At 73.0% G+C, this 21,608-nt stretch carries 18 protein-coding genes; 6 read left to right on the top strand and 12 right to left on the bottom strand.

The window, feature by feature from the left end; translation table 11 throughout:
* Positions 1–323: 323 nt before the first annotated feature.
* The 6 genes from ACQP2P_RS04600 to ACQP2P_RS04575 all read right to left on the bottom strand — a co-directional run bounded on the left by ACQP2P_RS04600 (position 324) and on the right by ACQP2P_RS04575 (position 9,495).
* On the bottom strand, positions 324–1,343 hold the full coding sequence (locus tag ACQP2P_RS04600; protein WP_433613584.1) for an NAD(P)/FAD-dependent oxidoreductase: 1,020 nt from the start codon (positions 1,341–1,343) through the stop codon (positions 324–326).
* Between the two features lie 10 nt (positions 1,344–1,353).
* A complete protein-coding gene (locus ACQP2P_RS04595; RefSeq protein ID WP_433613582.1) occupies positions 1,354–2,013 on the bottom strand; it encodes a rhomboid family intramembrane serine protease in 660 nt (219 codons plus the stop codon).
* Between the two features lie 73 nt (positions 2,014–2,086).
* Positions 2,087–2,740, bottom strand: a complete 654-nt coding sequence (locus ACQP2P_RS04590; protein ID WP_433613580.1) for a transglycosylase SLT domain-containing protein — start codon at positions 2,738–2,740, stop codon at positions 2,087–2,089.
* A gap of 292 nt (positions 2,741–3,032) precedes the next feature.
* Entirely contained in the window at positions 3,033–4,484 is a 1,452-nt protein-coding gene (locus ACQP2P_RS04585) for a PhoH family protein (protein WP_433613578.1), read from the bottom strand.
* Positions 4,485–6,778: 2,294 nt separating this feature from the next.
* On the bottom strand, positions 6,779–7,549 hold the full coding sequence (locus ACQP2P_RS04580) for an isoprenyl transferase (protein ID WP_433613576.1): 771 nt from the start codon (positions 7,547–7,549) through the stop codon (positions 6,779–6,781).
* Positions 7,550–7,668: 119 nt separating this feature from the next.
* Entirely contained in the window at positions 7,669–9,495 is a 1,827-nt protein-coding gene (locus tag ACQP2P_RS04575; protein WP_433613574.1) for a phosphoenolpyruvate carboxykinase (GTP), read from the bottom strand.
* 261 nt (positions 9,496–9,756) lie between these two features.
* Here ACQP2P_RS04575 and ACQP2P_RS04570 point away from each other — a divergent pair, with 261 nt between their 5' ends.
* Positions 9,757–10,275 carry a GtrA family protein gene (locus ACQP2P_RS04570; RefSeq protein WP_433613572.1) on the top strand — a complete coding sequence of 173 codons (519 nt, stop codon included), beginning with the start codon at positions 9,757–9,759 and terminating at the stop codon, positions 10,273–10,275.
* 61 nt (positions 10,276–10,336) lie between these two features.
* Entirely contained in the window at positions 10,337–10,960 is a 624-nt protein-coding gene (locus ACQP2P_RS04565) for a GtrA family protein (RefSeq protein ID WP_433613570.1), read from the top strand.
* A gap of 56 nt (positions 10,961–11,016) precedes the next feature.
* Here ACQP2P_RS04565 and ACQP2P_RS04560 read toward each other — a convergent pair whose 3' ends face one another.
* Positions 11,017–11,565: a PH domain-containing protein gene (locus tag ACQP2P_RS04560; protein ID WP_350611796.1), complete on the bottom strand. Its 549-nt coding sequence runs from the start codon at positions 11,563–11,565 to the stop codon at positions 11,017–11,019.
* Positions 11,566–11,634: 69 nt separating this feature from the next.
* A complete protein-coding gene (locus ACQP2P_RS04555; protein ID WP_433618970.1) occupies positions 11,635–12,480 on the bottom strand; it encodes a biotin--[acetyl-CoA-carboxylase] ligase in 846 nt (281 codons plus the stop codon).
* Here ACQP2P_RS04555 and ACQP2P_RS04550 point away from each other — a divergent pair.
* Positions 12,479–14,107, top strand: a complete 1,629-nt coding sequence (locus ACQP2P_RS04550; RefSeq protein ID WP_433618969.1) for an acyl-CoA carboxylase subunit beta — start codon at positions 12,479–12,481, stop codon at positions 14,105–14,107. The two genes, ACQP2P_RS04555 and ACQP2P_RS04550, sit on opposite strands and share 2 nt — an antisense overlap.
* An 11-nt stretch (positions 14,108–14,118) precedes the next feature.
* Here ACQP2P_RS04550 and ACQP2P_RS04545 read toward each other — a convergent pair whose 3' ends face one another.
* Positions 14,119–15,942: a serine/threonine-protein kinase gene (locus ACQP2P_RS04545; RefSeq protein ID WP_433613568.1), complete on the bottom strand. Its 1,824-nt coding sequence runs from the start codon at positions 15,940–15,942 to the stop codon at positions 14,119–14,121.
* Between the two features lie 63 nt (positions 15,943–16,005).
* Positions 16,006–18,147 (bottom strand): prealbumin-like fold domain-containing protein, encoded by a 2,142-nt coding sequence (locus ACQP2P_RS04540; protein ID WP_433613566.1) that lies wholly within the window; start codon positions 18,145–18,147, stop codon positions 16,006–16,008.
* Here ACQP2P_RS04540 and ACQP2P_RS04535 point away from each other — a divergent pair.
* The gene (locus ACQP2P_RS04535; RefSeq protein ID WP_433613564.1) at positions 18,085–18,519 is read left to right on the top strand and encodes an acyl-CoA carboxylase subunit epsilon; all 435 of its coding nucleotides are present in this window, start codon (positions 18,085–18,087) and stop codon (positions 18,517–18,519) included. The two genes, ACQP2P_RS04540 and ACQP2P_RS04535, sit on opposite strands and share 63 nt — an antisense overlap.
* Here ACQP2P_RS04535 and ACQP2P_RS04530 read toward each other — a convergent pair.
* A complete protein-coding gene (locus tag ACQP2P_RS04530; RefSeq protein WP_433613562.1) occupies positions 18,413–19,000 on the bottom strand; it encodes an MscL family protein in 588 nt (195 codons plus the stop codon). The two genes, ACQP2P_RS04535 and ACQP2P_RS04530, sit on opposite strands and share 107 nt — an antisense overlap.
* Positions 19,001–19,033: 33 nt before the next feature.
* Here ACQP2P_RS04530 and ACQP2P_RS04525 point away from each other — a divergent pair, with 33 nt between their 5' ends.
* Positions 19,034–19,633 (top strand): Maf family protein, encoded by a 600-nt coding sequence (locus ACQP2P_RS04525; protein ID WP_433613560.1) that lies wholly within the window; start codon positions 19,034–19,036, stop codon positions 19,631–19,633.
* Positions 19,630–20,289 (top strand): O-methyltransferase, encoded by a 660-nt coding sequence (locus tag ACQP2P_RS04520; protein ID WP_433613558.1) that lies wholly within the window; start codon positions 19,630–19,632, stop codon positions 20,287–20,289. Before ACQP2P_RS04525 ends, ACQP2P_RS04520 begins: the two co-directional genes overlap by 4 nt.
* 32 nt (positions 20,290–20,321) lie before the next feature.
* Here ACQP2P_RS04520 and ACQP2P_RS04515 read toward each other — a convergent pair whose 3' ends face one another.
* A complete protein-coding gene (locus ACQP2P_RS04515) occupies positions 20,322–21,515 on the bottom strand; it encodes an MFS transporter (protein ID WP_433613556.1) in 1,194 nt (397 codons plus the stop codon).
* Positions 21,516–21,608 lie beyond the last annotated feature (93 nt).

Raw genomic sequence — 21,608 nt, 5'->3', positions numbered from 1 at the left:
ACGGGTCCGGCGCACGGCCGCAACGGCCACGGGTCCGGCGCACGCGGTCCCGGAAGCGACCGCGGTGCCGAGGCGCGCGTTGCCAGCGGCCCGCACATATGCGGGGCGTGCCGAAAGTCGGGCATCTGCGGCGCACCGCCGCAGATGGAGCGCCGGTGCGGATCAGCCGTTGTCGCCGGCCGCAGCGCCACGGGTCCGGCGCGCACGGCCCCGGAAGCGACCGCGGTGCCGAGGCGCGCGTTGCCAGCGGCACGCGCATATGCGGGGCGTGCCGAAGGTCGGGCATCTGCGGCGCACCGCCGCAGATGGAGCCCCGGTGCGGATCAGCCGTTGTCGGACGAGTGGCCGGGGAACAGGTGCGCGGCCGGATCGATGATCACGGCGGCGTTGTTCACCGCGGTCGCCGCCTCGCCGAAGCCCACGGCGATGAGGCGGACCTTCCCGGTGTACTCGCTGATGTCCCCGGCCGCGAAGACCCGAGGCAGGTTCGTCGCCGTCGCGCTGTCCACGCGGATGTGCCGCTTGGACAGCTCCAGCCCCCAGTCGGCGAGCGGGCCGAGGTCGGCGGTGAACCCGAGCGCGGCCACCACGGTGTCGGCCGGCAGCGTGCGCTCCTCGCCGCCGCGCACGGTGACGTCGACCCCGGTGACGCGGGCGTCCCCGCGCAGCCGGGTCACCTCGGCGTTGGTCACGATCTCGATGGGCAGCGACTGCACCCGGGAGACGGTCGAGGCGTGTGCGCGGAACTTGTCGCGCCGGTGCACCAGGGTGACCGAGCGGGCGATCGGCTGCAGGGCGAGCGCCCAGTCGAAGGCCGAGTCGCCGCCGCCCACGATCACGACGTCGTGCCCGGCGAGGTCGGCCAGGTGCGGTACGAAAAACAGCAGACCCTCGCCGGAGAAGCCCTCGGCCGCCGGGAGCGGGCGCGCGGTGAAGCTGCCCAGGCCGCCGGTGATGAGGACCGCCCCGCAGGCCAGCGACTCCCCCGAGGACAGCCCGAGCATCGGGCGCTCGTCCACATAGGACAGCGTGTCGGCCCGGACTCCCAGGAAGTACTCGGGGTTGAACTGTGCCGCCTGCTCGACCAGGTTCGCCACCAGGTCGCGGCCGCGGATGCCCGGGAACCCGGCCACGTCGAAGATCATTTTCTCCGGGTACATCGCCGTGATCTGCCCGCCGGGCTCCGGCAGCGCGTCGATGACGGCGGTGGACAGCCCGCGGAAGCCCGCGTAGTAGGCGGCGAACAATCCGGCCGGTCCCGCGCCGACGATGGCGAGGTCGACAGTACGGCGACCCAGGCCTTGTGGGTCGGGGCCCGATGGGCCCGCGACGGCTTCTCGCATGGGTGGGACGCTACGACAGCTCCGGGCCCAGGGATAGGGGATCGGCGTGCTCGACCGGGCGCGGGCGGCGCCGGCGGAACAGGATCGCGGCGACCAGCCCGGCCAGGAACCCGCACAGGTGGCCCTGCCACGACACGTCCGGGTCGCCCGGGAGCACGCCGAAGAGCTGCCAGCCGTAGAGGAGCCCGACGAGCAGGCCGACGCCGATGTACCACAGCCGCCGGCCGACGACGCCGCGCATGAGGATGACGCCGAGGTACCCGAAGATGACGCCGCTGGCCCCGACCACGACGGTGTTGGCGTCCCCGAGGAACCAGACCCCGACCCCGGCGACGATCGCGATGAAGGCGGTCGTGAGCCAGAACCGGGCGCCCCCGTCGGCGAGCACGAAGGTGCCCAGCAGGATCAGCGGGATGCTGTTGCCCAGCACGTGGTCGAAGCTGGCGTGCAGGAACGGCGCGAAGACGATCCCGTCCAGCCCGTCGATGTGGTGCGGGCGGATACCGCCCTCCTGGTCGAGCCGGTGCCCGCTGAGCCCGTCGAAGAACTCGATGAGGAACAGCACCGGCACGAACGCGCACATGGCTACGAAGGCCCGCCCGATGGAGGCGTAGAAGGCCTCGGTCCCGAACCGGGTCGGGTCGGCCTGCCGCTCGATGTCGCTCGACACGCCCAAAGTGGTAGCAGAGACGCGCCAGCGCCGCCACACGAGCGAGGTGTGACGGCGCCGGCGAGCGAAAGTCTCAGTACGAGTGGTGGTTGTTCCAGTAGTTCCAGGCACCACAGGGCGTCTGGTACTTGCCCTTGATGTAGCCGAGCCCCCAGCGGATCTGCGTCTCGGGGTTCGTCTTCCAGTCGGCCCCGGCGGAGGACATCTTGCTGCCCGGGAGCGCCTGCGGGATGCCGTACGCCCCGCTGGGGTTCGCCGCCTTGGCGTTCCAGCCGCTCTCCTTGTCCCACAGCTTCTCCAGGCACGGCATCTGGTCGAGCCCGAAGCCCATGCCGATGAGGACGGCGCAGCCGGTCTTCTTGTTGCCCGAGTACACGTCGCAGGAGGGCGGCACCGGGTACTTCGGCGCCGAGTTGGTCGGTGGCGGCGTGGTGGCGCGGGCCTTGTTGCGGCTCGCCTCCTCCTCGGCCTTCTTGCGCGCCGCGTCGTCGGCGGCCTTGGCCTGGGCGGACGCCTCCTCGGCGGCGGCCTTGGCCTTGGCCAGGGCGTCGGCCTCGGCGGCGCTGCTCGGCGAGCGCGACGCGGACGGCGTGGCGGAGGACGAGGAGACGGGGAACGCGGCGGCATCGGCGGCCTTGACGGCGCTGGCCGAGTCGTCGTCGTGCTGGGTCAGGCCGGCAATCACGAGGCCGCCGACGAGACCCGCGAGGATCACGAGAGCGAACACGGCTCGGATGGTGCCGACCCGGTGCCACAGCCGGATCACAGGGTCATCCATTCGTCGGGGACAGGAAGCGGCGCCCGCTCCTCGCGGGGAGCGGGTCCGGACGGGGTGTTACCCACCATCCGGACCCATACGCACCGTGAGCGCCTGATGCCCACTTGCGTGGCGTCACGCGCTCGAGACCCACCATCGCCCAGCGCAATCGAGGGTGAGAACCCGAACGCTACCTTCTGTGACCCTAATCACGCCGCAATTCGGGCGGTTGTCCTCAAGTCCGACTCGCGGCCGCCGACGATCAGCGCTCGAACGGCAGGTCTTCCAGCAGATCCGTGACCACTTCGGCGATCGGAGAACGCTCCGAACGGGTGAGGGTGACGTGTGCGAAGAGAGGATGGCCCTTCAGCGCCTCGATCACCGCGGCGATACCGTCGTGCCGGCCGACGCGGAGGTTGTCACGCTGAGCGACATCGTGGGTGAGGACCACCCGCGAATTCATGCCGATGCGGGACAGTACGGTGAGCAGAACCCCTCGTTCGAGGGACTGGGCCTCGTCGACGATCACGAACGCGTCGTGCAGGCTGCGGCCCCGGATGTGGGTCAGCGGCAGAACCTCGAGCATGCCCCGCCCCGCGACCTCCTCCATCACGTTGTCGTGCACCAGCGCGCCCAGGGTGTCGAAGACGGCCTGCGCCCAGGGCGACATCTTCTCGGCCTCGCTGCCGGGCAGGTAGCCCAGCTCCTGGCCGCCGACGGCGTACAGCGGCCGGAACACGATGACCTTCTTGTGCTTACGCCGCTCCATGACCGCCTCGAGCCCCGCGCAGAGCGCCAGCGCCGACTTGCCGGTGCCGGCCCGCCCGCCGAGGGAGACGATGCCGATGGAGTCGTCGAGCAGCAGATCCAGCGCCACCCGCTGCTCCGCCGAGCGCCCGCGCACGCCGAACGCCTCGCGGTCGCCCCGCACCAGCCGCACCGACTTGTCGGCCCCCACGCGGCCCAGGGCGGACCCGTTCTGCGAGGTGAGCACGAGCCCGGTGTGCACCGGCAGGTCCCCGGCGCCGTCGAGGTCGACGGCCTCCCCGGCGTACAGCTGCTTGACCTCGGCCTCGCTGATGCCCAGCTCGACCATGCCGGTCCAGCTGTGATCGGCGGCCGGTCCCGGCTGGTACTCGTCCGCGGCCAGGCCCACCGAGCCGGCCTTGACCCGCAGCGGCATGTCCTTCGTGACCAGCAGGACGTCCTTGCCCTCGGCCTGCAGCGCGAGCGCCACGGCGAGAATGCGGGCGTCGTCGGTGTCGGCCCGGAACCCGGCCGGCAGCACGTGCTGGTCGGCGTGGTTGAGCTCGACCCGCAGGGTGCCCCCGGCGTCGGTCAGCGGCAGCGGCTCGTCCAGCCGGCCGTGCTTGGCCCGCAGCTCGTCCAGGAAGCGCAGCGAGCGCCGCGCGAAGTAGCCCAGCTCGGGGTGGTGCCGCTTGCCCTCCAACTCGGAGATGACGACCAGCGGCAGGACGACGTCGTGCTCGCCGAAGCGCAGGAACGCGCCCGGATCGGACAGCAGCACGGAGGTGTCCAGCACGAAGGTGCGCCGGGTGGGAACGGGGACCGGGTTCTCCTCGGCCTTCTTCCGGGTGCGCCGGACGGCCTTGACGGGCGGCGTCGCCTTGCTCGATGGCCCGGTTGCGGCCTGGGCTGGCGCCGGCTCCGCGGAGGTCGAGGAGGATGCTGAGGGACTACGGCGAACGGTCACGGGATCTCCGGGGACGGGCACCTCGCCGCCCGCACTCGCGTCCTCCGACGCCCGCACGGGGTCGGGTGCTTGGCCCCGTGGCTTCACATGCGTTCGCTCGGTCCGGGCCTCGGATGCCGGGGAAAACCCCCGCCACAGCAATGACGCTATCCGGTAGTTGCAAAATCCACTAGATCGCGCAGCCGATTCCCAGCCGATCAGGTCCAAACACCCGACAAACACCAGGTGCACGGGCCGTGACGGACAGTCACGGCACACCGGCCCGTTTGTGCGTCACCACTCACACCGCGATCGGGGCCGCTCCCATACCCACGCACAGGCGCGGGCCACGCTCGGACGCCCTCGGCACCGCCCAGCGCTCGTTCGGGCTCGCAGGCCACGCGCGGACGCGCTCAGGCGCGGGCGAAGCGCGGGGCACGCGGGGCGCACCTGGGCGTTCGCGGCGCCGCCCAGCGCTCGACGCGCTCGCTGGCCACGCTCGGGCGCGGGCGGGCGCGGGCGGGCGCGCGGACGCAGGGCGCGGACGCGGGCACGGGGTGCACTCGGCGAGCCCGGCACCGCCCAGCGCTCGGCCGCGCTCGCACGCCACGCACGGACGCGCGCGGGACGCGCGGAGTCCGCGGGGCGCGGGGCGCGGGGCGCGGGCGCGGGGCGCGGGGCGCGGGCGCGGGGCGCGGGGCGCGGGCGCGGGCGCGGGGCGCGGGCGCGGGGCGCGGGCGCGGGGCGCGGGCGCGGGGCGGGGAGCGGGGGCGGGGCGGGGAGCGGGGGCGGGGAGCGCGGGGCGGGGAGCGGGGGCGGGGAGCGCGGCGCGGCGCGGGGCGGGGGCCCGGAGCTCGGGCGCGGGCGCGGGCACGGAGCGCGGGCACGGAGCGCGGGCGCGGGCACGGAGCGCGGGCGCGGGCACGGAGCGCGGGCTCGGGCGCGGGCACGGAGCGGGGGCGCGGCGCGGGGGCGCGGGCACGGAGCGGGGGCGCGGCGCGGGGGCGCGGGGGCGCGGCGCGGGGGCGCGGGGGCACGTCCGCGGCGCGGGGCGCGGGGCGCGACAGGGGTGCACTTGACGCCCCCGGCACCGCCACGCGCTCGGCCACGCTCGCACGCCACACACGGACGCGCGGGACGCGCGGAGGTCGCGGACGCGACGCAGGGCGCGGGCGCGTCGCGTCCGCGGGGCTGGGCGCGGGGGCGGCGCTGGGCGGAGCGCGGGCGCGTCGCGGCGCGGGGCGAGGGCGGGGGCGCGGGGGCGGGGGCGCGGCGCGGGGCGCGGGGCGCGACAGGGGCGCACTTGACGCCCCCGGCACCGCCACGCACTCGGCCACGCTCGCACGCCACGCACGGACGCGCTGGGGCGCGAGTGGAGCGCGCGGAGCCCACGGGCGCGGGCGCGCGGCGCGGCGTGGGGTGGGACGCGCGGCGCGGCGTGGGGTGGGACGCGCGGCGCGGCGTGGGGTGGGACGCGCGGCGCGGCGTGGGGTGGGACGCGCGGCGCGGCGTGGGGTGGGACGCGCGGACGCGACCCGCTTGCCGCCCTCGACACCGCCCAGCGCTCGGCCGCGCTCGCCGGCCACACGCGCACGCGGCCAGGACGGGGGCAGCGCGCGGAGCCCATGGGCGCGGGGCGGACCAGCGGGTCACACGGGATGCGGGTTCACGAGGTGACGGGCACATTTGCCGCCCTCGGCACCGCCTGGCGCCCACTCACGCACAGGCCACGCGCGGACGCGCTCAGGCCGGGCGGCGCGGCGCCCACGCAGCACGGGGGCGCCGGGGGCGGACCAGCGGGTCACGCGGGATGCGGGGTCCACGAGGCGAGGGGCACGAGCCCGTCCTGCAGCTCGTGCGCGCCCGGGCCCGCGGCGAAATTTGCCGCCCTCGGCACCGCCCAGCGCTCGGCCGCGCCCGCAAGTCACACGCGGACGCAGTTTGGGCCGGGCGGCGCGGCGCGCGACGCCCACACGGCGCGGGGGGGCGCGGAGCGTATCTGGCGCGCTCGACTCCGATCATCGCTCGTCACGCTGACCGGCCACGCACGGACGCGCTCGGAGCCACCGACGCTCGCCCGCGCCCGCGAGCCACGCACAGGCGCCGACCGGACCGACCGCCGGTGCTTCGCACGACACCCCTGAGCACGGCGACCACCGCCCACCGCGCCCAGCCGGCCGCCTTCGAGCCCCGAGACCCACGCCCCCGCGCGCCAACCCACCGCAAAATACGGACAGAACCGATTTATCGCCCCGCAGGCGAAAAATCCGATAAGTCGTGGCGCGCAGCGCCCGACTTATCGAAAAAACCCGAGCTCAAGCCCCGTAACGCCGCTGACGATTGGCATAAGACCGCAGCGCCCGAAGAAAGTCCGTCCGCCGGAAGCTAGGCCAATGCACGTCGCAGAAGTAGAACTCCGAGTGCGCGCTCTGCCACAGCAGGAAGCCCGACAGCCGCTGCTCCCCCGACGTCCGGATCACGAGGTCAGGGTCGGGCAGCCCGCGGGTGTAGAGGTGGTCGGAGATGTGGTCGACGTCGAGGATCTCGGCGAGCTCCTCGATCGTGGTGCCGGCCTTCGCGTGCTCGTGCAGCAGCGAGCGCACCGCGTCGGCGATCTCGCGGCGGCCGCCGTAGCCGACGGCCAGGGAGACCTGGGCCCCCCCGGTGCGGTCGATCGTCTTCTCCTGGGCCGCCTTGAGGGCCTGGGCGCTGGAGCTGGGCAGCAGGTCGAGCGCGCCCACGATGCGCAGCTGCCAGGGGTTGCGCTCGTCGGCGAGGTCCGCGGCGAGGTTCTCGATGATCTGCAGCAGCGGGTCGAGCTCCTGGGCCGGGCGCGAGAGGTTGTCGGTGGACAGCAGCCAGAGGGTGACGTGCTTGACCCCCGCGCCGTCGCACCAGCGGAGGAGCTCCTTGATCCGCTCGGCGCCGACCCGGTGGCCGTCGTTGGGGTCGACGTATCCCATCTCGCGCGCCCAGCGGCGGTTGCCGTCGACGATCACCCCGACGTGGTGCGGCTTCGGTTTGCCGAGCAGCCGCCGGGCGAGACGCTTCTCGTACAGCGAATAAACCACGTCACGCAGGCCCACGGCTGTGAAGACTAGCGACCCCGAGGGCGAAGCAACACCGTCAGGCGGGCACCGGACAGTACCGTTTCAGTAAAGCTACAAGCGGCCGGTCACCCGACGGACCGGCCGCTCACCAGCGATTATGCGGTGCCGAGGCGGGCCCGGAGGGCGTCGAGCTCGGCCCAGAGAACTCCTGGCAACTTCTCACCGAACCGTTCGAACCACGCCTGGATCTGCGGCAGCTCCGCGCGCCACTCCTCCGCGTCGACGCGCAGCGCCGCGGCCACGTCCTCGGCCGTCAGGTCCAGGCCGGTGACGTCGAGCGCGCCGGGCGCCGGGACCGCGCCGATCGGCGTCTCCGCCGCCGCGGCCGTGCCCTCGAGGCGCTCGACGACCCACTTGAGCACCCGCGAGTTCTCGCCGAAGCCGGGCCACAGGAACCGGCCGTCGTCACCGCGGCGGAACCAGTTCACGTAGAAGATCTTGGGCAGCTTGGCCGGGTCGCCGTCGACGCCCTTGCCCATCTCGATCCAGTGGGCGAAGTAGTCGCCGGCGTTGTACCCGATGAAGGGCAGCATCGCCATCGGGTCGCGGCGCACCACGCCGACCTGGCCGACCGCCGCCGCCGTGGTCTCGCTCGACAGCGTGGCGCCGAGGTACACGCCGTGCACCCAGTCGCGCGCCTCGGTGACCAGCGGGATCGTGGTCTTGCGCCGGCCGCCGAACAGGATCGCGTCGATCGGCACGCCGCGCGGGTCGTCGTATTCGGGCGCCAGGATGGGGCACTGGGCGATCGGGGTGCAGAAGCGGGAGTTCGGGTGCGAGGAGAGCTCGTCCGAGTCGGGCGTCCAGTCGTGACCGCGCCAGTCGGTGAGGTGCGCGGGCGGCTCGCCCATGCCCTCCCACCAGATGTCGCCGCTGTCGGTGAGCGCCACGTTGGTGAAGATCGAGTTGCCGCGCGCGAGCGTGCGCATGGCGTTCGGGTTGGTCTTCCAGTCGGTACCGGGAGCCACGCCGAACAGCCCGAACTCCGGGTTGACCGCGTACAGGCGGCCGTCCTCGCCGAAGCGCATCCAGGCGATGTCGTCGCCGAGCGTCTCGACCTTCCAGCCCGGGATCGTGGGCTCCAGCATCGCCAGGTTGGTCTTGCCGCACGCGCTGGGGAACGCCGCGGCGATGTACTTGACCACCCCTTCGGGGCTGGTGAGCTTGAGGATGAGCATGTGCTCGGCGAGCCAGCCCTCGTCGCGCCCGATGACGCTCGCGATGCGCAGCGAGTAGCACTTCTTGCCCAGCAGGGAGTTGCCGCCGTAGCCGGAGCCGAAGCTCCAGATCTCCCGCGTCTCGGGGAAGTGCGAGATGTACTTGGTCTCGCTGCACGGCCACGCCACGTCGGCCTGCCCGTCCTCGAGCGGGGCGCCCACGGAGTGCAGGCACGGCACGAAGTTCGCCTCCGTGCCCATCTTCTCCAGCACCGCGGCGCCCATCCGGGTCATGATCCGCATGGAGGCGACGACGTACGGCGAGTCGGTCAGCTCGACGCCGAACATCGGGTCCTCGGCGCTGAGCGGGCCCATGCAGAAGGGGATGACGTACATCGTCCGCCCCCGCATGCACCCGTCGTACAGCTCCGTCATGCGCCGCTTCATCTCCTGCGGCGCCATCCAGTTGTTCGTGGGGCCGGCGTCGGCCTCGTCGACGGAGCAGATGAAGGTGCGCTCCTCGACCCGGGCCACGTCGGAGGGGTCGGTACGGGCCCAGAAGGAGTTCGGCCGGGCGTCCAGGCGCACCAGCGCCCCGCTCTCGACCAGCTCGTCGGTCATCCGGCGCCACTCGCGCTCGGAGCCGTCGCACCAGACCACGCGTTCGGGTCTCGTGAGCTCGGCGACCTCACGGACCCAGGCCAGCAGCCGGGTGTGGGCGGTGGGCGCCTGATCCAGGCCGGGCACTGTTACCGGGGCAGACATACGGTGACTCCTCTTGGTCGGCATTGACCTCGATCCGCCCGATGGATGCGCGCAAGCGCGGCGCGCGATGGTGCGAGCGCGTCGTGAAAATCCAGCGGGTTTCTCCCAGCCTAGGCCCGCCGACCTGGCCCGGCATCGCGAGACCTTGTGAAAACCTGCACAAGAACGAAAGGTTTTCAAGCCCGCTCGCAGAAATTCGCGCGAACTTTTCGTTCAGCGCGCATTACTGCGCAAACGGTGTCGTGCCTTACCCTGTCCTGCGTGACCGACGTGCAGTCGACGACCCCGCAGCCGACCATGTTCCAGAAGCTCTACGCGCGCTTCGAGGGCCTGGTGCGTGAGGCCGGCAAGTTCGGCACGATCGGCCTGATCACCTTCCTGATCGACACCGGCGTCTACAACCTGCTGTGGGGTCCGCTCAACACGCTGGTCGCCGGCACGATCTCGATGGCGGTCGCGGCCACGTGCGCGTTCATCGGCAACCGATTCTGGACATGGCGCGACCGGGCCCGCACCGACCTGCGCCGCGAATACGCGCTCTACTTCCTGTTCAACCTCGTCGGCCTGGTCATCGCGCTGTCCTGCCTGGGCGTCAGCCACTACGTCTTCGGCTTCACCAGCCAGCTGTCCGACAACATCGCCAAGAACGGTGTCGGGCTCGTGCTGGGGACCCTGTTCCGGTTCTGGTCCTACCGCCAGATCGTGTTCCGCAAGCGCCCCGATCACACCGAGGCCACCCCCGGCAGCCCGGCTGTGACGGAGAGTGAGACCGCGGGGTGACCTGTCCCGCAGTCGGCCTCGCGGCCGCGCGCGGTTTGGTCGCTTACCGTAAGGTTGGCCGGTGCGATTCGCCAGCAGTCTCCGCGACCGCTTCCTGCCTGAGCGTTACCACGCGCTCGCGACCGAGCTGTTCAAGTTCGGCGCGGTCGGCTGCGTCAACACGGCCGTCGACTTCATCCTGGTCAACGCCCTGCTGTTCATCGGCCCGCTGAAGGCGAAGATCGTCGCGGTGGTCGTCGGGACCATCGTGTCCTACCTGCTCAACCGCCAGTGGACCTACAAGGACCGCGAGAGCGGGAGCGCGCGGCGCGAATACGTGCTCTTCTTCGCGCTCAACGGCGTCGGCCTGCTCATCCAGGAGGCGGGCCTGGCGGTGGCCAAATACGGGCTGCACTTCAGCGAGGCCAACCCCGACGACCGGCTGGCGTTCAACATCGCCAACGCCGCGGGCATCCTGCTGGCGACGACGTTCCGCTTCTGGGCCTACCGCACGTGGGTCTTCACCGCGAGCCCCGAGCAGCGCGAGATCGAGGCGCTCGAGGTGGCCTTCTCCGACACCGCGGCGCTCGCCCCGGACGAGCGGCAGATGGAGGCGCTGGAGGCCGCGTTCAGCGACCCCGCGACCACCCCGCCCGCGCCCCGCAAGCCGGCCGACGACCTGGAGACCCCCGCCGCGAAGCGCTGACGGGGGGCACCAGACAAGCCTGAGCACCGGACCGAGGCCCGGGAGCCGGGCGGAACTCAGCTGGTCGCGTCGTCCCGCAGTTCCTTGACGAGCGCGTCGCGGTCGTCGTCGCCGAACGTGTGCTTCTGGCGGTCGGAGTCGACCAGCTCGTACAGCATGCTCTGGGTCTTCTCCACCTGCGGCAGGTCGGTCAGCTGCACCTGGCCGCGCTCACCGGCCGACTCGATGGTCAGCGTGCCGCAGCCGAGCATCCGCTCGAACAGCGAGTGCGAGAACGACACGTCGTTGATCCGGCCCATCGGAATGTCGCGGCCGCTGCGCGAGAAGACGCCGCTGCGCATGATCACCCGCTCGTTGGTGAAGACGTAGTGCGTGGTCCGCCACTTGATCCACGGCCACACGGTGACCACCAGGACCAGCACGAGGGCCACGCCGGAGACGATGAGCATCGGGATCATGCCCCAGCCCGTGAAGATCGCCAGGACGACGACTGCCGCCACGGCCAGCACAAACCAGACCACCGGCAGGAACAACGCCTTCCAGTGGGGGTGCAGGTGCAGCACCACCTGCTCGTCCTTGGTCAGGACGCTTTCCGGGAACCCCACGCGAAACCCCTCCTCGTTCATGAATGTCGGAGGTGAGGCTAGACCCTGAACGCCACCCGGCGGGATGGACTACCCGGACGTATCCAGCCGCGCGTGGACCACGTCGCCGGCGGCCACCGCCCGCACGGCGCCGAAGCGGTCCGTGACCTGCAGCCGGCCGTCGACGTCGACGCCGGCGGCCAGGCCCTCGAGCACCGTGCCGCCGGGCAGGTCCACGCGCACGCGGCGGCCGATGGTGCCGCAGTGCAGGACGTACGCCTCCCGCAGCCCGGACGCCTCGGGGTCCCCGGCGTGCTCGGTGAAGCGCGCGTACCACTCCCCGATCGCCCGCAGCAGGGCCCGCAGCAGCGGGTCACGGTCCGTGTTCGCGGCCCCGGCCAGGGCGAGGGACGTCGCGTCCGGGCGGGGCAGCTCCTCGTCGCGGAGCGTGACGTTGAGCCCGATGCCGAGCACCACCGCCCCGTCGGCCGCCTCGGCGAGGATCCCGGCCGTCTTGCGGTCCCCGGTGAGCAGCAGGTCGTTCGGCCACTTGAGGTAGGCGTCCACGCGGGACACCCGGCGCACCGCCTCGGCGAGGGCCACCCCGGCCAGCAGCGGCAGCCAGCCCAGCCGCGCGGGGGCGACCTCGGGGCGCAGCAGCACGCTGAGCGCGAGCCCGGCCCGCGCCGGCGACTCCCACTGGCGGCCGAGGCGCCCACGGCCGGCGACCTGCCGCTCCGCGACGATCACCAGGCCCTCCGGGGCGCCCTCGCGGGCCGCGGCGATCGCGTCGGCGTTGGTCGAGCCGGTCTCCTCGACGATCCGCAGCTCGGTCCAGAGGCCGCCGGGGACGAGCAGCGCCCGGCGCAGCGCGAGCGGCCGCAGCGGGGGCCGCCCGAGGTCGGACCAGGAGCCGGCGGAGGAGCCGGTGGAAATGTTCACAGCTCGACCCTATGTCGGCGCCATTAAGCTGCCGAGGGTGACCACGAAGCAGGCGGACATCCACTCGACCTCGGGCAAACTCGCGGATCTGCGGCGCCGCACGGAGGAAGCGGTCCACGCCGGCTCGGCCCGCGCGGTGGAGAAGCAGCACGCCCGCGGCAAGAAGACCGCCCGGGAACGCATCGACCTGCTGCTCGACCCCGGCTCGTTCGTCGAGCTCGACGAGCTGGCCCGGCACCGGTCCACCAACTTCGGGCTGGACGCGACGCGGCCCTACGGCGACGGCGTGGTCACCGGCTACGGCACCGTCGACGGCCGTCAGGTGTGCGTGTTCGCCCAGGACTTCACGGTCTTCGGCGGCAGCCTCGGCGAGGTCTTCGGCGAGAAGATCGTCAAGGTCATGGACCTGGCGATGAAGATCGGCTGCCCGGTCGTGGGCATCAACGACTCCGGCGGCGCGCGCATCCAGGAGGGCGTGGTCTCCCTGGGGCTGTACGGCGAGATCTTCTTCCGCAACGTGCGCGCGTCGGGCGTCATCCCGCAGATCTCCCTGATCATGGGCCCGTGCGCGGGCGGCGCGGTGTACTCCCCCGCCGTCACCGACTTCACCGTCATGGTCGACCAGACCTCGCACATGTTCATCACCGGCCCCGACGTGATCAAGACGGTCACCGGCGAGGACATCGGCATGGAGGACCTCGGCGGGGCCCGCACGCACAACACGAAGTCGGGTAACGCGCACTACCTCGCGGCCGACGAGGACGACGCGATCGACTACGTGCGCGCGCTGCTGTCCTACCTGCCGTCGAACAACATGGACGACGCACCGGTGCTGGACGCGCCCTCCGGGGCCGCGGCGCTCGAGATCACCGACGAGGACCTCGCGCTCGACGCGCTCATCCCCGACTCGGCGAACCAGCCGTACGACATCCGCACGGTCGTGGAGACGATCGTCGAGGACTTCCTCGAGGTCCAGCCCCTGTTCGCGCAGAACATCGTGGTCGGCTTCGGCCGCGTCGAGGGCCACCCGGTCGGCGTGGTCGCCAACCAGCCGATGCACTTCGCCGGCTGCCTCGACATCGACGCGTCGGAGAAGGCCGCGCGCTTCGTGCGCACCTGCGACGCCTTCAACATCCCGATCCTCACGTTCGTCGACGTGCCCGGGTTCCTGCCCGGCGCCAGCCAGGAGTGGGACGGCATCATCCGCCGCGGCGCGAAGCTGATCTACGCCTATGCCGAGGCGACGGTACCGAAGGTCACGGTCATCACCCGCAAGGCCTACGGCGGCGCGTATGACGTCATGGGCTCCAAGCATCTCGGCGCCGACCTCAACTTCGCCTGGCCGACGGCGCAGATCGCGGTGATGGGCGCCCAGGGCGCGGTCAACATCCTGTACCGCCAGGAGCTGCGCGACGCCGAGGACCCGGCCGCGCTGCGGGCCGAGCTGATCCAGGAGTACGAGGACACGCTCGCCAACCCGTACGTGGCGGCCGAGCGCGGCTACGTCGACGGGGTCATCGCGCCCTCCACCACCCGTGTCGAGATCGTGCGGGCGCTGCGGCTGCTGCGCACCAAGCGCGAGACCCTGCCGCCGAAGAAGCACGGCAACATCCCGCTGTAGCGGGCGGCGGCTCAGCGCTGGGGGCTGGGCTGGAACGTGGCCCGGATGATGGCGTAGACGTTCTGCGCCGCCGGCTGGGTCCACATGTCGGTCGTGCACTCCCAGTAGATGGCCTGGCCGAGGTCGGGGCGGATGCGGCAGCCCAGGTTGGACACGTGCATGTGTCCCTGCGGGCTGTCGTACGTCCACTGCCAGTCGGCACAGTCCCCGATGTAGTCCTTGACCGGCACGATCTTGAGCCGGTGGTAGTTCGGGTATCTGTTGCCGGCGACCCGGGCCGCCTCCTGCTGCTCCCAGTCCTTGACCGGGTCGCCCTGCGGCGGCTTGAACGTGGTGTCGATGCCGACCCGCATGCCGGGCACCACGTTGGACTCGTAGTAGACCATCGAGTCCGACGACGGGTGCGGCTTGCGGATCCAGCCGACCGGCAGGCCGACGCGCCAGCCGAACTCGGGGTCGGTGATCCACTCGTAGCCGTCCGGCAGCCGCACCGCGTTGCCGCCGATGCTGCCCGCCACAATCGGCGATCGGGTCGCGACCGCCGTCGCCGTCTGCGTCCCCGGCGCCGACGACGGCGCCGGGGCGGCCGGGGCGCCGATCCCCTGCGGGCCGTTCGTGGTGCCGTCCGGCTCGTCGCCGGAGTCGGCCAGCAGCAGCACCGCGGTGATCACGAGGGCCACGACGGCGACGGCCGCGGCCGCCCAGCGCCACGCACCGGCGCGCGGCACGGTGCGGTCCAGGTCGTCGTCGGCGGAGCGCAGCGGCACCAGGCGGTCGCCGGCGCTGTCGTCGTCCGTGGCCGGCGGCGGGGCGGGCCCGAAGAACGAGGCCAGCCCCGGCGAGACGTCCGCGGCGGCGGCCGGCTCGCGGCTCACGGGAACCACCGGCCCGGCCGCCGCTACGGGGGCCGCGACGGCGCCCCGGCGTGGGGTCCCGCCGGACGGCGAGCCGGAGTGCCCCTCGCGGGACCGGCGCGGGCGGGGCAGCGCGGGCATGCTCCACCGGACGCGGCCCTCGCTGGACGCGGCGCGCTGCAGCAGCCGCTCGGTCTCGGCCACGCCGGCCCGGGCCCGCGGATCCTTGCGCAGCAGGGCGTTCAGCACCGGCTTCAGCACGCCGGCCCGCACGGGCGCGTCGGGCTCCTCCGTGGCCAGGGCGGTCAGGGTGGCGTACGTCGTCGAGCGCGCATACGGCGAGCGTCCCTCGACGGCGGCGTACAGCGTCGCCCCGAGCGACCACATGTCGCTCTCCGGGCCCGAGGTCCCCTCGCGGGCCCGCTCGGGCGAGATGTACTGCGGCGAGCCCAGGATCAGCCCCGGCCGGGTCACGGCCCCGTCGCCGCCGTCGAACACGGCCAGCCCGAAGTCGGTCAGCACCACCCGGCCGGTGTCGGCCAGCAGCACGTTGCCGGGCTTGACGTCACGGTGCAGCACCCCGGCGGCGTGCGCGGCCTTCAGGGCGCTCAGCACCGCGAGGCCGATCCCCGCGACCCGCCCGGGCGGCAGCGGGCCGTCCTCGGTGATCACCTGGTGCAGCGAGCGCGACGGGACGTATTCCATGACGATCCACGGCGCGTCCTCGGTGTGCACGACGTCGTAGATCCGCACCACGTTGGCGTCGTTGAGCCGGGCCGCCGCGCGCGCCTCGCGCAGGGTGCGCAGCTGGAGCTCCTCGCGCTCCTCCCGGGTCAGCCCCTCCGGCGGGACGACCTCCTTGACGGCCACGTCCCGGCGCAGCATCTCGTCGCGGGCGAGCCAGACGCGGCCCATGCCTCCGGTGCCGAGCGGCTCGATCAAGCGGTACCGCTCGGCGACCAGTGCCCCGGAGTAGGTCATCACCTTGCAAAGTACCGAACCGGGGCACGCGCGAAAAACCCCGGTTCTGGTGAAGATCGCACGTCAGTCGGTACGCGAGCGCAGCACCATGATCAGCAGGATGAGCAGGCCGAGCCCGACGAGCCCGGCCCCGATGAGGGCGACCGGCAGGACCCGGAAGGTATCGAGCACCTTCTGCTGCGTCGGGCGGGCCGCGTCGGTGTCGAACGTGACCGTGACGACGATCGTGGTCTCCTGCGCGTCCTGGGCGTCGGCGGCGTTCTCGGCCCCGATCCGCAGGGTGCCGGGGATCGCCACCGGGGCGTTGCCCGGGTTCGGGTCGACCGTGGCGGTGACCGAGACCTTGGCGTCCTTCGTCGACGGGGTCTGCGGCTGCTGGACGGTGCACCTCGTCGGGCTGAGGAAGCCCAGCGGCGCCGGCAGCGAGGCCTCGCCGTTGTCGTCGCCGCCGAGCACGGCCCGGCCGCTCGAGCCGTCCTCGCAGTCGATGTCCACGACCACGGCCCCCGCGCGACCGGCCGCGCTGCCGGCGAAGCGCACCGTGAGCTGCAGCTGCCGGGCGGGCTCGAACGTGTAGGTGGCCGTGCACTTGGCGGCGGGGTCGGAGGCGGTCAGCGGTACGACACCCGCCGCCCCGTCATCGGGATCCGCCGACTCGCCCGGGTCGCAGGCGAAGGAGCTCAGCCGCCAGCTGCCGTCCACGGTCGACAGCGGCGCGATGGGCGTGACCAGGTATTCGGCGAACGTCAGCGACCCGGGCACGTCGCCCTTGGCCACCGCGGGCTCGCCCAGCGCGGCCGTGGTCGACACCCCGGACCAGCCGATCAGGCCCTGCTTGCGCGGCGTGAGCGCGAACCCGGCGGCCGCGGTGCCCCCGACGGTGACCGCGCGCAGCTCGATCGAGCCGGCCTTGCGCGTGACCCGCAGCGCGCAGTCGGCCGCGGCGGCGGTCGCGAGCGTCACGGTGACCGTCCAGCCCTCGGGCTTGAGCTCCTGGTCGCCGCAGCCCGCGCCGGCCAGGCTCCACGCGGCGGCGTCGCCGGCGGGGGCGGTGAGCGTGACCGCATAGGCCCCCGGCAGCAGCGTGCCGAGGTCCGCCCCGGACGCGACCGACGCGGACCCGTCCCCGGTGGCGGCGGCGCTCAGGTGCCGGGCGGGGCCGCCGGCCGGGTCGGCGACCGCGAGGTCGAAGGCGCCGCCGGCCGTGTCGGAGTACAGCCGCAGCGTCAACCCGGGCTGGACGGGCGGCGGGGCGAAGGTGAACGTGCACGTGACGATCTCGCCGGCGGCGAGCGTGACGGTGGCCGTGGCGCTCGGCACGTCGGTCGCGGCCAGGCTCCGCCCGGCGCCCGACTTGGTGCAGCTCAGGTCGGCGAGGCTCCAGCCGGCCGGGGTGCGCGCCACGACCGTGCCCGGCGCGCCGCCGGCGCTGCGCACGAGGGTGGCGTCGGTCTTGGCGTCGATGTCGATGCGCCGCTGCGGGTCGTAGCTGGCGCTGGAGTCGAACCGGAAGTGCTGCGGGTAGCCGGGGGCGGTCGTGGTGCGGGCCCGCACGACGAGGGTCGCGGTCGGCTGGGCGGCCTTGACGTAGTAGGCGTAGCAGAAGACGTGGCGGGCCCCGGACGGGAAGCCGACCCACTGCACGTTGCCGTTCGTGTGCCCGTCGATGGCGCAGCGCAGGGAGCCGAAGCCGAAGCCCGCCTGCCCCGGCTGCGCGGCGGCGAGCAGCGGGTCGCCCGGGCTGCCGCCCTGCGCCCAGAGCTGGTGCCGCGCGGCCGCCTTGGCCTGCTCGTCGGTGAGCGTGACGGTGACCGCGCCGTCGATCGTCTGGCCGGTCTTCTGCCCGGTGCGGTCGAGCAGCGGGGCGGCGGCCGCGGTCGGCCCCGAGCCGGCGGCCGGGGTCGTGACGGTCGACAGGGCGCCCTTCTTCTCGTGCCCGGACCCGAGCGAGAACTGCCACCCGTTCAGCGGCGTGCAGCCGGCCGAGCCGGCCGCCTCGACCTGCGGGTCGACCTCGTCGCCGTCGTGGTAGGCGTTGTCGCGCCCGACCGGCGCGGCGTTCTCGGCGTTGTCGTCGCGCACCCGGTTGCCCATGACGTTCTGGTAGCCGTCGCAGGCCCGGGCCACGAAGGTCACCTGGTAGTGCAGCGAGGCGGAGACCGAGGCGGGCGACTCGCCCTCCCGGGCCGACGCCGGGCTCGCCACACCGGCCGCCGACGCCAGCGCGGCAGCGACAGTGATCGATATAGCGCTACAGATTCGGCGCATCAGGACGTTTGTCAATGCGCCCCCAATTCGCCATCGACTCCCGTTCCGTTCGAGTATGCGCTGCTGAGGTGTGCGTATGCTCGCAGGACAGCAACGTTTCGCGAACAAGTCCGGGAGGTCTCCGTGAGCCAGGAGCCGCTGTTCAGGGTGGTCAAGGGCGCGCCGACCGCCGAGGAGGTGGCCGCGATCGTGGGCGCCCTGTTCAGTCTCGCCCCGGCGCCGGCTGCGCCCGCTCGTCCCCGGTCGCGGTGGGCGGCGTCGGCTCGGCCGGGTCGGCCCCGCCATTGGCGCGCCGTCGCGGGATCGTGATCGGCGGCAGTGTCGGCAGCGTCGGCCACTTGCGCGCCTCCCGCTCCAGCTGCAGCCGCTCGGCCTCCTGCGGGTCGGGCAGGTCGGCGACGAGCTGCTGGCCGCACGAGCGGCAGGTCAGCGCGGCCACCGGGATGCGGTCCAGGCAGTAGGGGCAGTTGCGCAGCTCCAGCGAGCGACCGCGGTCGACGCCGATCAGCGTCATGAACTTGATGACGACGAACAGGCCGACGGCGAGCAGCATGAACTGGAGCAGATCGTTCAGGAACGTGCCGTACCGAATCGGCGTGCCGTGCACCGTGATCGCCAGGTTCTTGAAGTCCGGCTCGCCGACCGTGGCCGCGACCGCCTGCAGGAACAGGTTGGTCACGAACGACTGGACGAGCGTGGCGAACGCCGTGCCGATGATGAACCCCAGCGCCAGGTCGAGGACCGAGCCCCCGACGGCGATGGCCTTGAACTCCGCCCACAGCCTGCGCACGGACATAGATGGTAGTTCGCTAACGTTGCCGCCGTGAGAACCTTCATCCTCGCCTCGGCAAGTCCCGCGCGGCGGCGGCTGCTCGCCCAGGCCGGCATCGCGGCACAGGTCGTCGTGAGCGGCGTCGACGAGTCCGTGGTCCAGGCCGGCGACGCCGCGACCCTGGCCGGCACGCTGGCCGGCCTCAAGGCCCGCGCGGTGCTGCCGTCGGCGCCCGCGGACGCCCTGGTGCTCGGCTGCGACTCGGTGCTCGGCTTCGACGGCGAGATCCTGGGCAAGCCCGGCTCGGCCGCGGAGGCGACGGCGCGCTGGAAGGCGATGCGGGGCGGCTCGGGCGTGCTCTTCACCGGGCACTGCCTGCTGGACGCGGCCACGGGGGCGGCGGCCGAGGAGGTCGTGGCGACGACGGTGCACTTCGCGTCGCCGTCCGACGAGGAGATCGCGGCCTACGTGGCCACGGGCGAGCCGCTGGAGGTCGCGGGCGCGTTCACCATCGACGGCCGGGGCGGCGCGTTCGTCGCCGGCATCGAGGGTGACCACACGAACGTGGTGGGTCTGTCGGTGCCCACCCTGCGTCTCCTGCTGGCGCGCCTGGACGTCCCGCTGGTGTCGCTGTGGAGTATTGGCGTATGACCAAGCAGACCCTTGCGCTGACCAGCGCCCTGCACGACTACGTCGTGGCCAACGGCAGCACCCCCGACGAGATCGTCCGCGACCTGATCGAGGAGACGGCCCGGGTCCTGCCGGCCGAGCAGGGCATGCAGATCGCGCCCGAGCAGGCCGGCTTCATGACCCTCCTGACCCGGATCCTGGGTGCCCGCAACGCGGTCGAGATCGGCACCTTCACGGGTCTGTCCTCGATCGCGATCGCCCGCGGTCTGCCCGCGGACGGCCGCCTGATCTGCTTCGACGTCTCGGACGAGTACACGCGGATCGCCCGCCGCCACTGGGACCGCGCGGGGCTGGCCGACCGGATCGAGCTGCGCATCGGCCCCGCCTCCACGACGCTGTCCACCCTGCCGCCGGAGCCGCACCTGGACCTCGCCTTCATCGACGCGGACAAGACAGGCTACCTGGACTACTGGGAGCAGCTGGTCCCGCGCATGCGCCCGGGCGGCCTGATCCTGGTCGACAACGTCCTGCGCCACGGCCACATCGTCGACCCGGACCCGGCGGACACGGGCACCGTGGCGATGGTCGAGTTCAACCGGCACGTCCTGGCCGACGCCCGGGTCGAGTCGGTGCTGCTGCCGATCGCCGACGGCCTGACCATCGCGCGCCGGCTCTGACGCCCTGACGCCCCGGCGCACCGGCGGCGGGATCAGGCGGCCGGAGTGGGTGCGGTGCGTGGCAGTGTCGTGCGGGGCAGTGTTGTGCGGTCCAGGCGCAGGATCGCGGCGGCGGAGAGCACCGCGAAGGCCGGCACCAGCAGGAACGCCCGGTGCGCGCCCACCTGGTCCGCCAGGGCGCCCAGCGCGAAGGGGGCCAGGCCGAAGGAGATGCCCACCGCGAACGACGCTCGCGCCGCCGCCAGGTCCGGCTGGCCGTCCGAGTGGGCCAGCGCCAGGCCGATGCCCAGGGGGTAGTGCAGGCCCATCCCGATGCCGCACAGGCACAGGCCCGCCATCGCCGGCCAGGGGGTCTGCGTCAGCCAGAAGACCGCGAAGCCGGCCACGCTCACCGCCAGCGCGGCCAGCAGCATCCGGGACGGGCGGAAACGCAGGAGCAGCCGGCCGCCCAGCAGCCGGCCGAGCACCATGCCGGCCATCAGGGCCGACACCGCGGCCGTGGCCACGCCGGCCGAGACGTGGGCGTGTTCCCGCAGCACGTCGCTGCCCCACAGGGTCAGGCAGATCTCGATCGAGCCCGTCGCGAAGAGGCTGGTCAGGGCCAGCCAGAAGGCGGCCGGCAGGCGGCGGTGCGGTGCTGCGGGCGCGCCGAAGCCGGCCGGTTCGGGGGGACGCACGCCCTTCGATCTGGCGTACCACGCGGTCGCCAGCACCGGCAGCACCACCACGGCCAGGCCCGAGCGCCAGCCCCAGCCGGCCGCGAAGGTCGCGCCGACCACGAGCGGGGCCACCAGGCCCACGGCCGCGGCGGCCGCGTTCGCCTCGCTGATCGCGGCCGGGGCGGCGGTGCCGTGGTGGTCGGTCAGGCCGGCGTTGATGGCGTTGACCTCCAGGGCCGAGCCGATGCTCGCCAGCGTCGCGAACGTCAGGGTCAGCGCGAGGTGGTGCGCGGCGTACATCCCCACCGCCGCGGTGCTGATGCACGCCAGGCCGATCCAGATGAGCCGCGCCCGGCCCAGCCGGCGGGTCAGGCTGGGCAGGACGAGGCCGCCGAGCACGCCGCCCACGGCGAACGCGGCGCCGTGCAGGCCGGCCAGGGCGCGGCTGATGTGCAGCTCGTCGCGCAGGATCGGGGCCACGGGGCCGAAGCCGTAGAGGAAGTAGACCCACAGGGCCAGCTGGACGTACATGACCCAGGTGAGCCGGTCGCGAACGAGACGAGGCACGGGCGCAACGCTGTCATGCGCTCCGGCGCGGCGGAATTGGCCGTGGCGGCGAGTCTCATTACCGGTACAGCCACATCGGCGCGGCGCCCTGGT

It is taken from the genome of Dactylosporangium sp. CA-139114 (assembly GCF_050955725.1).
Classification (GTDB): Bacteria; Actinomycetota; Actinomycetes; order Mycobacteriales; family Micromonosporaceae; genus Dactylosporangium.
Note: the sequence above shows the minus strand (reverse complement) of the source record. Positions and strands in the feature narration are given on the sequence as shown.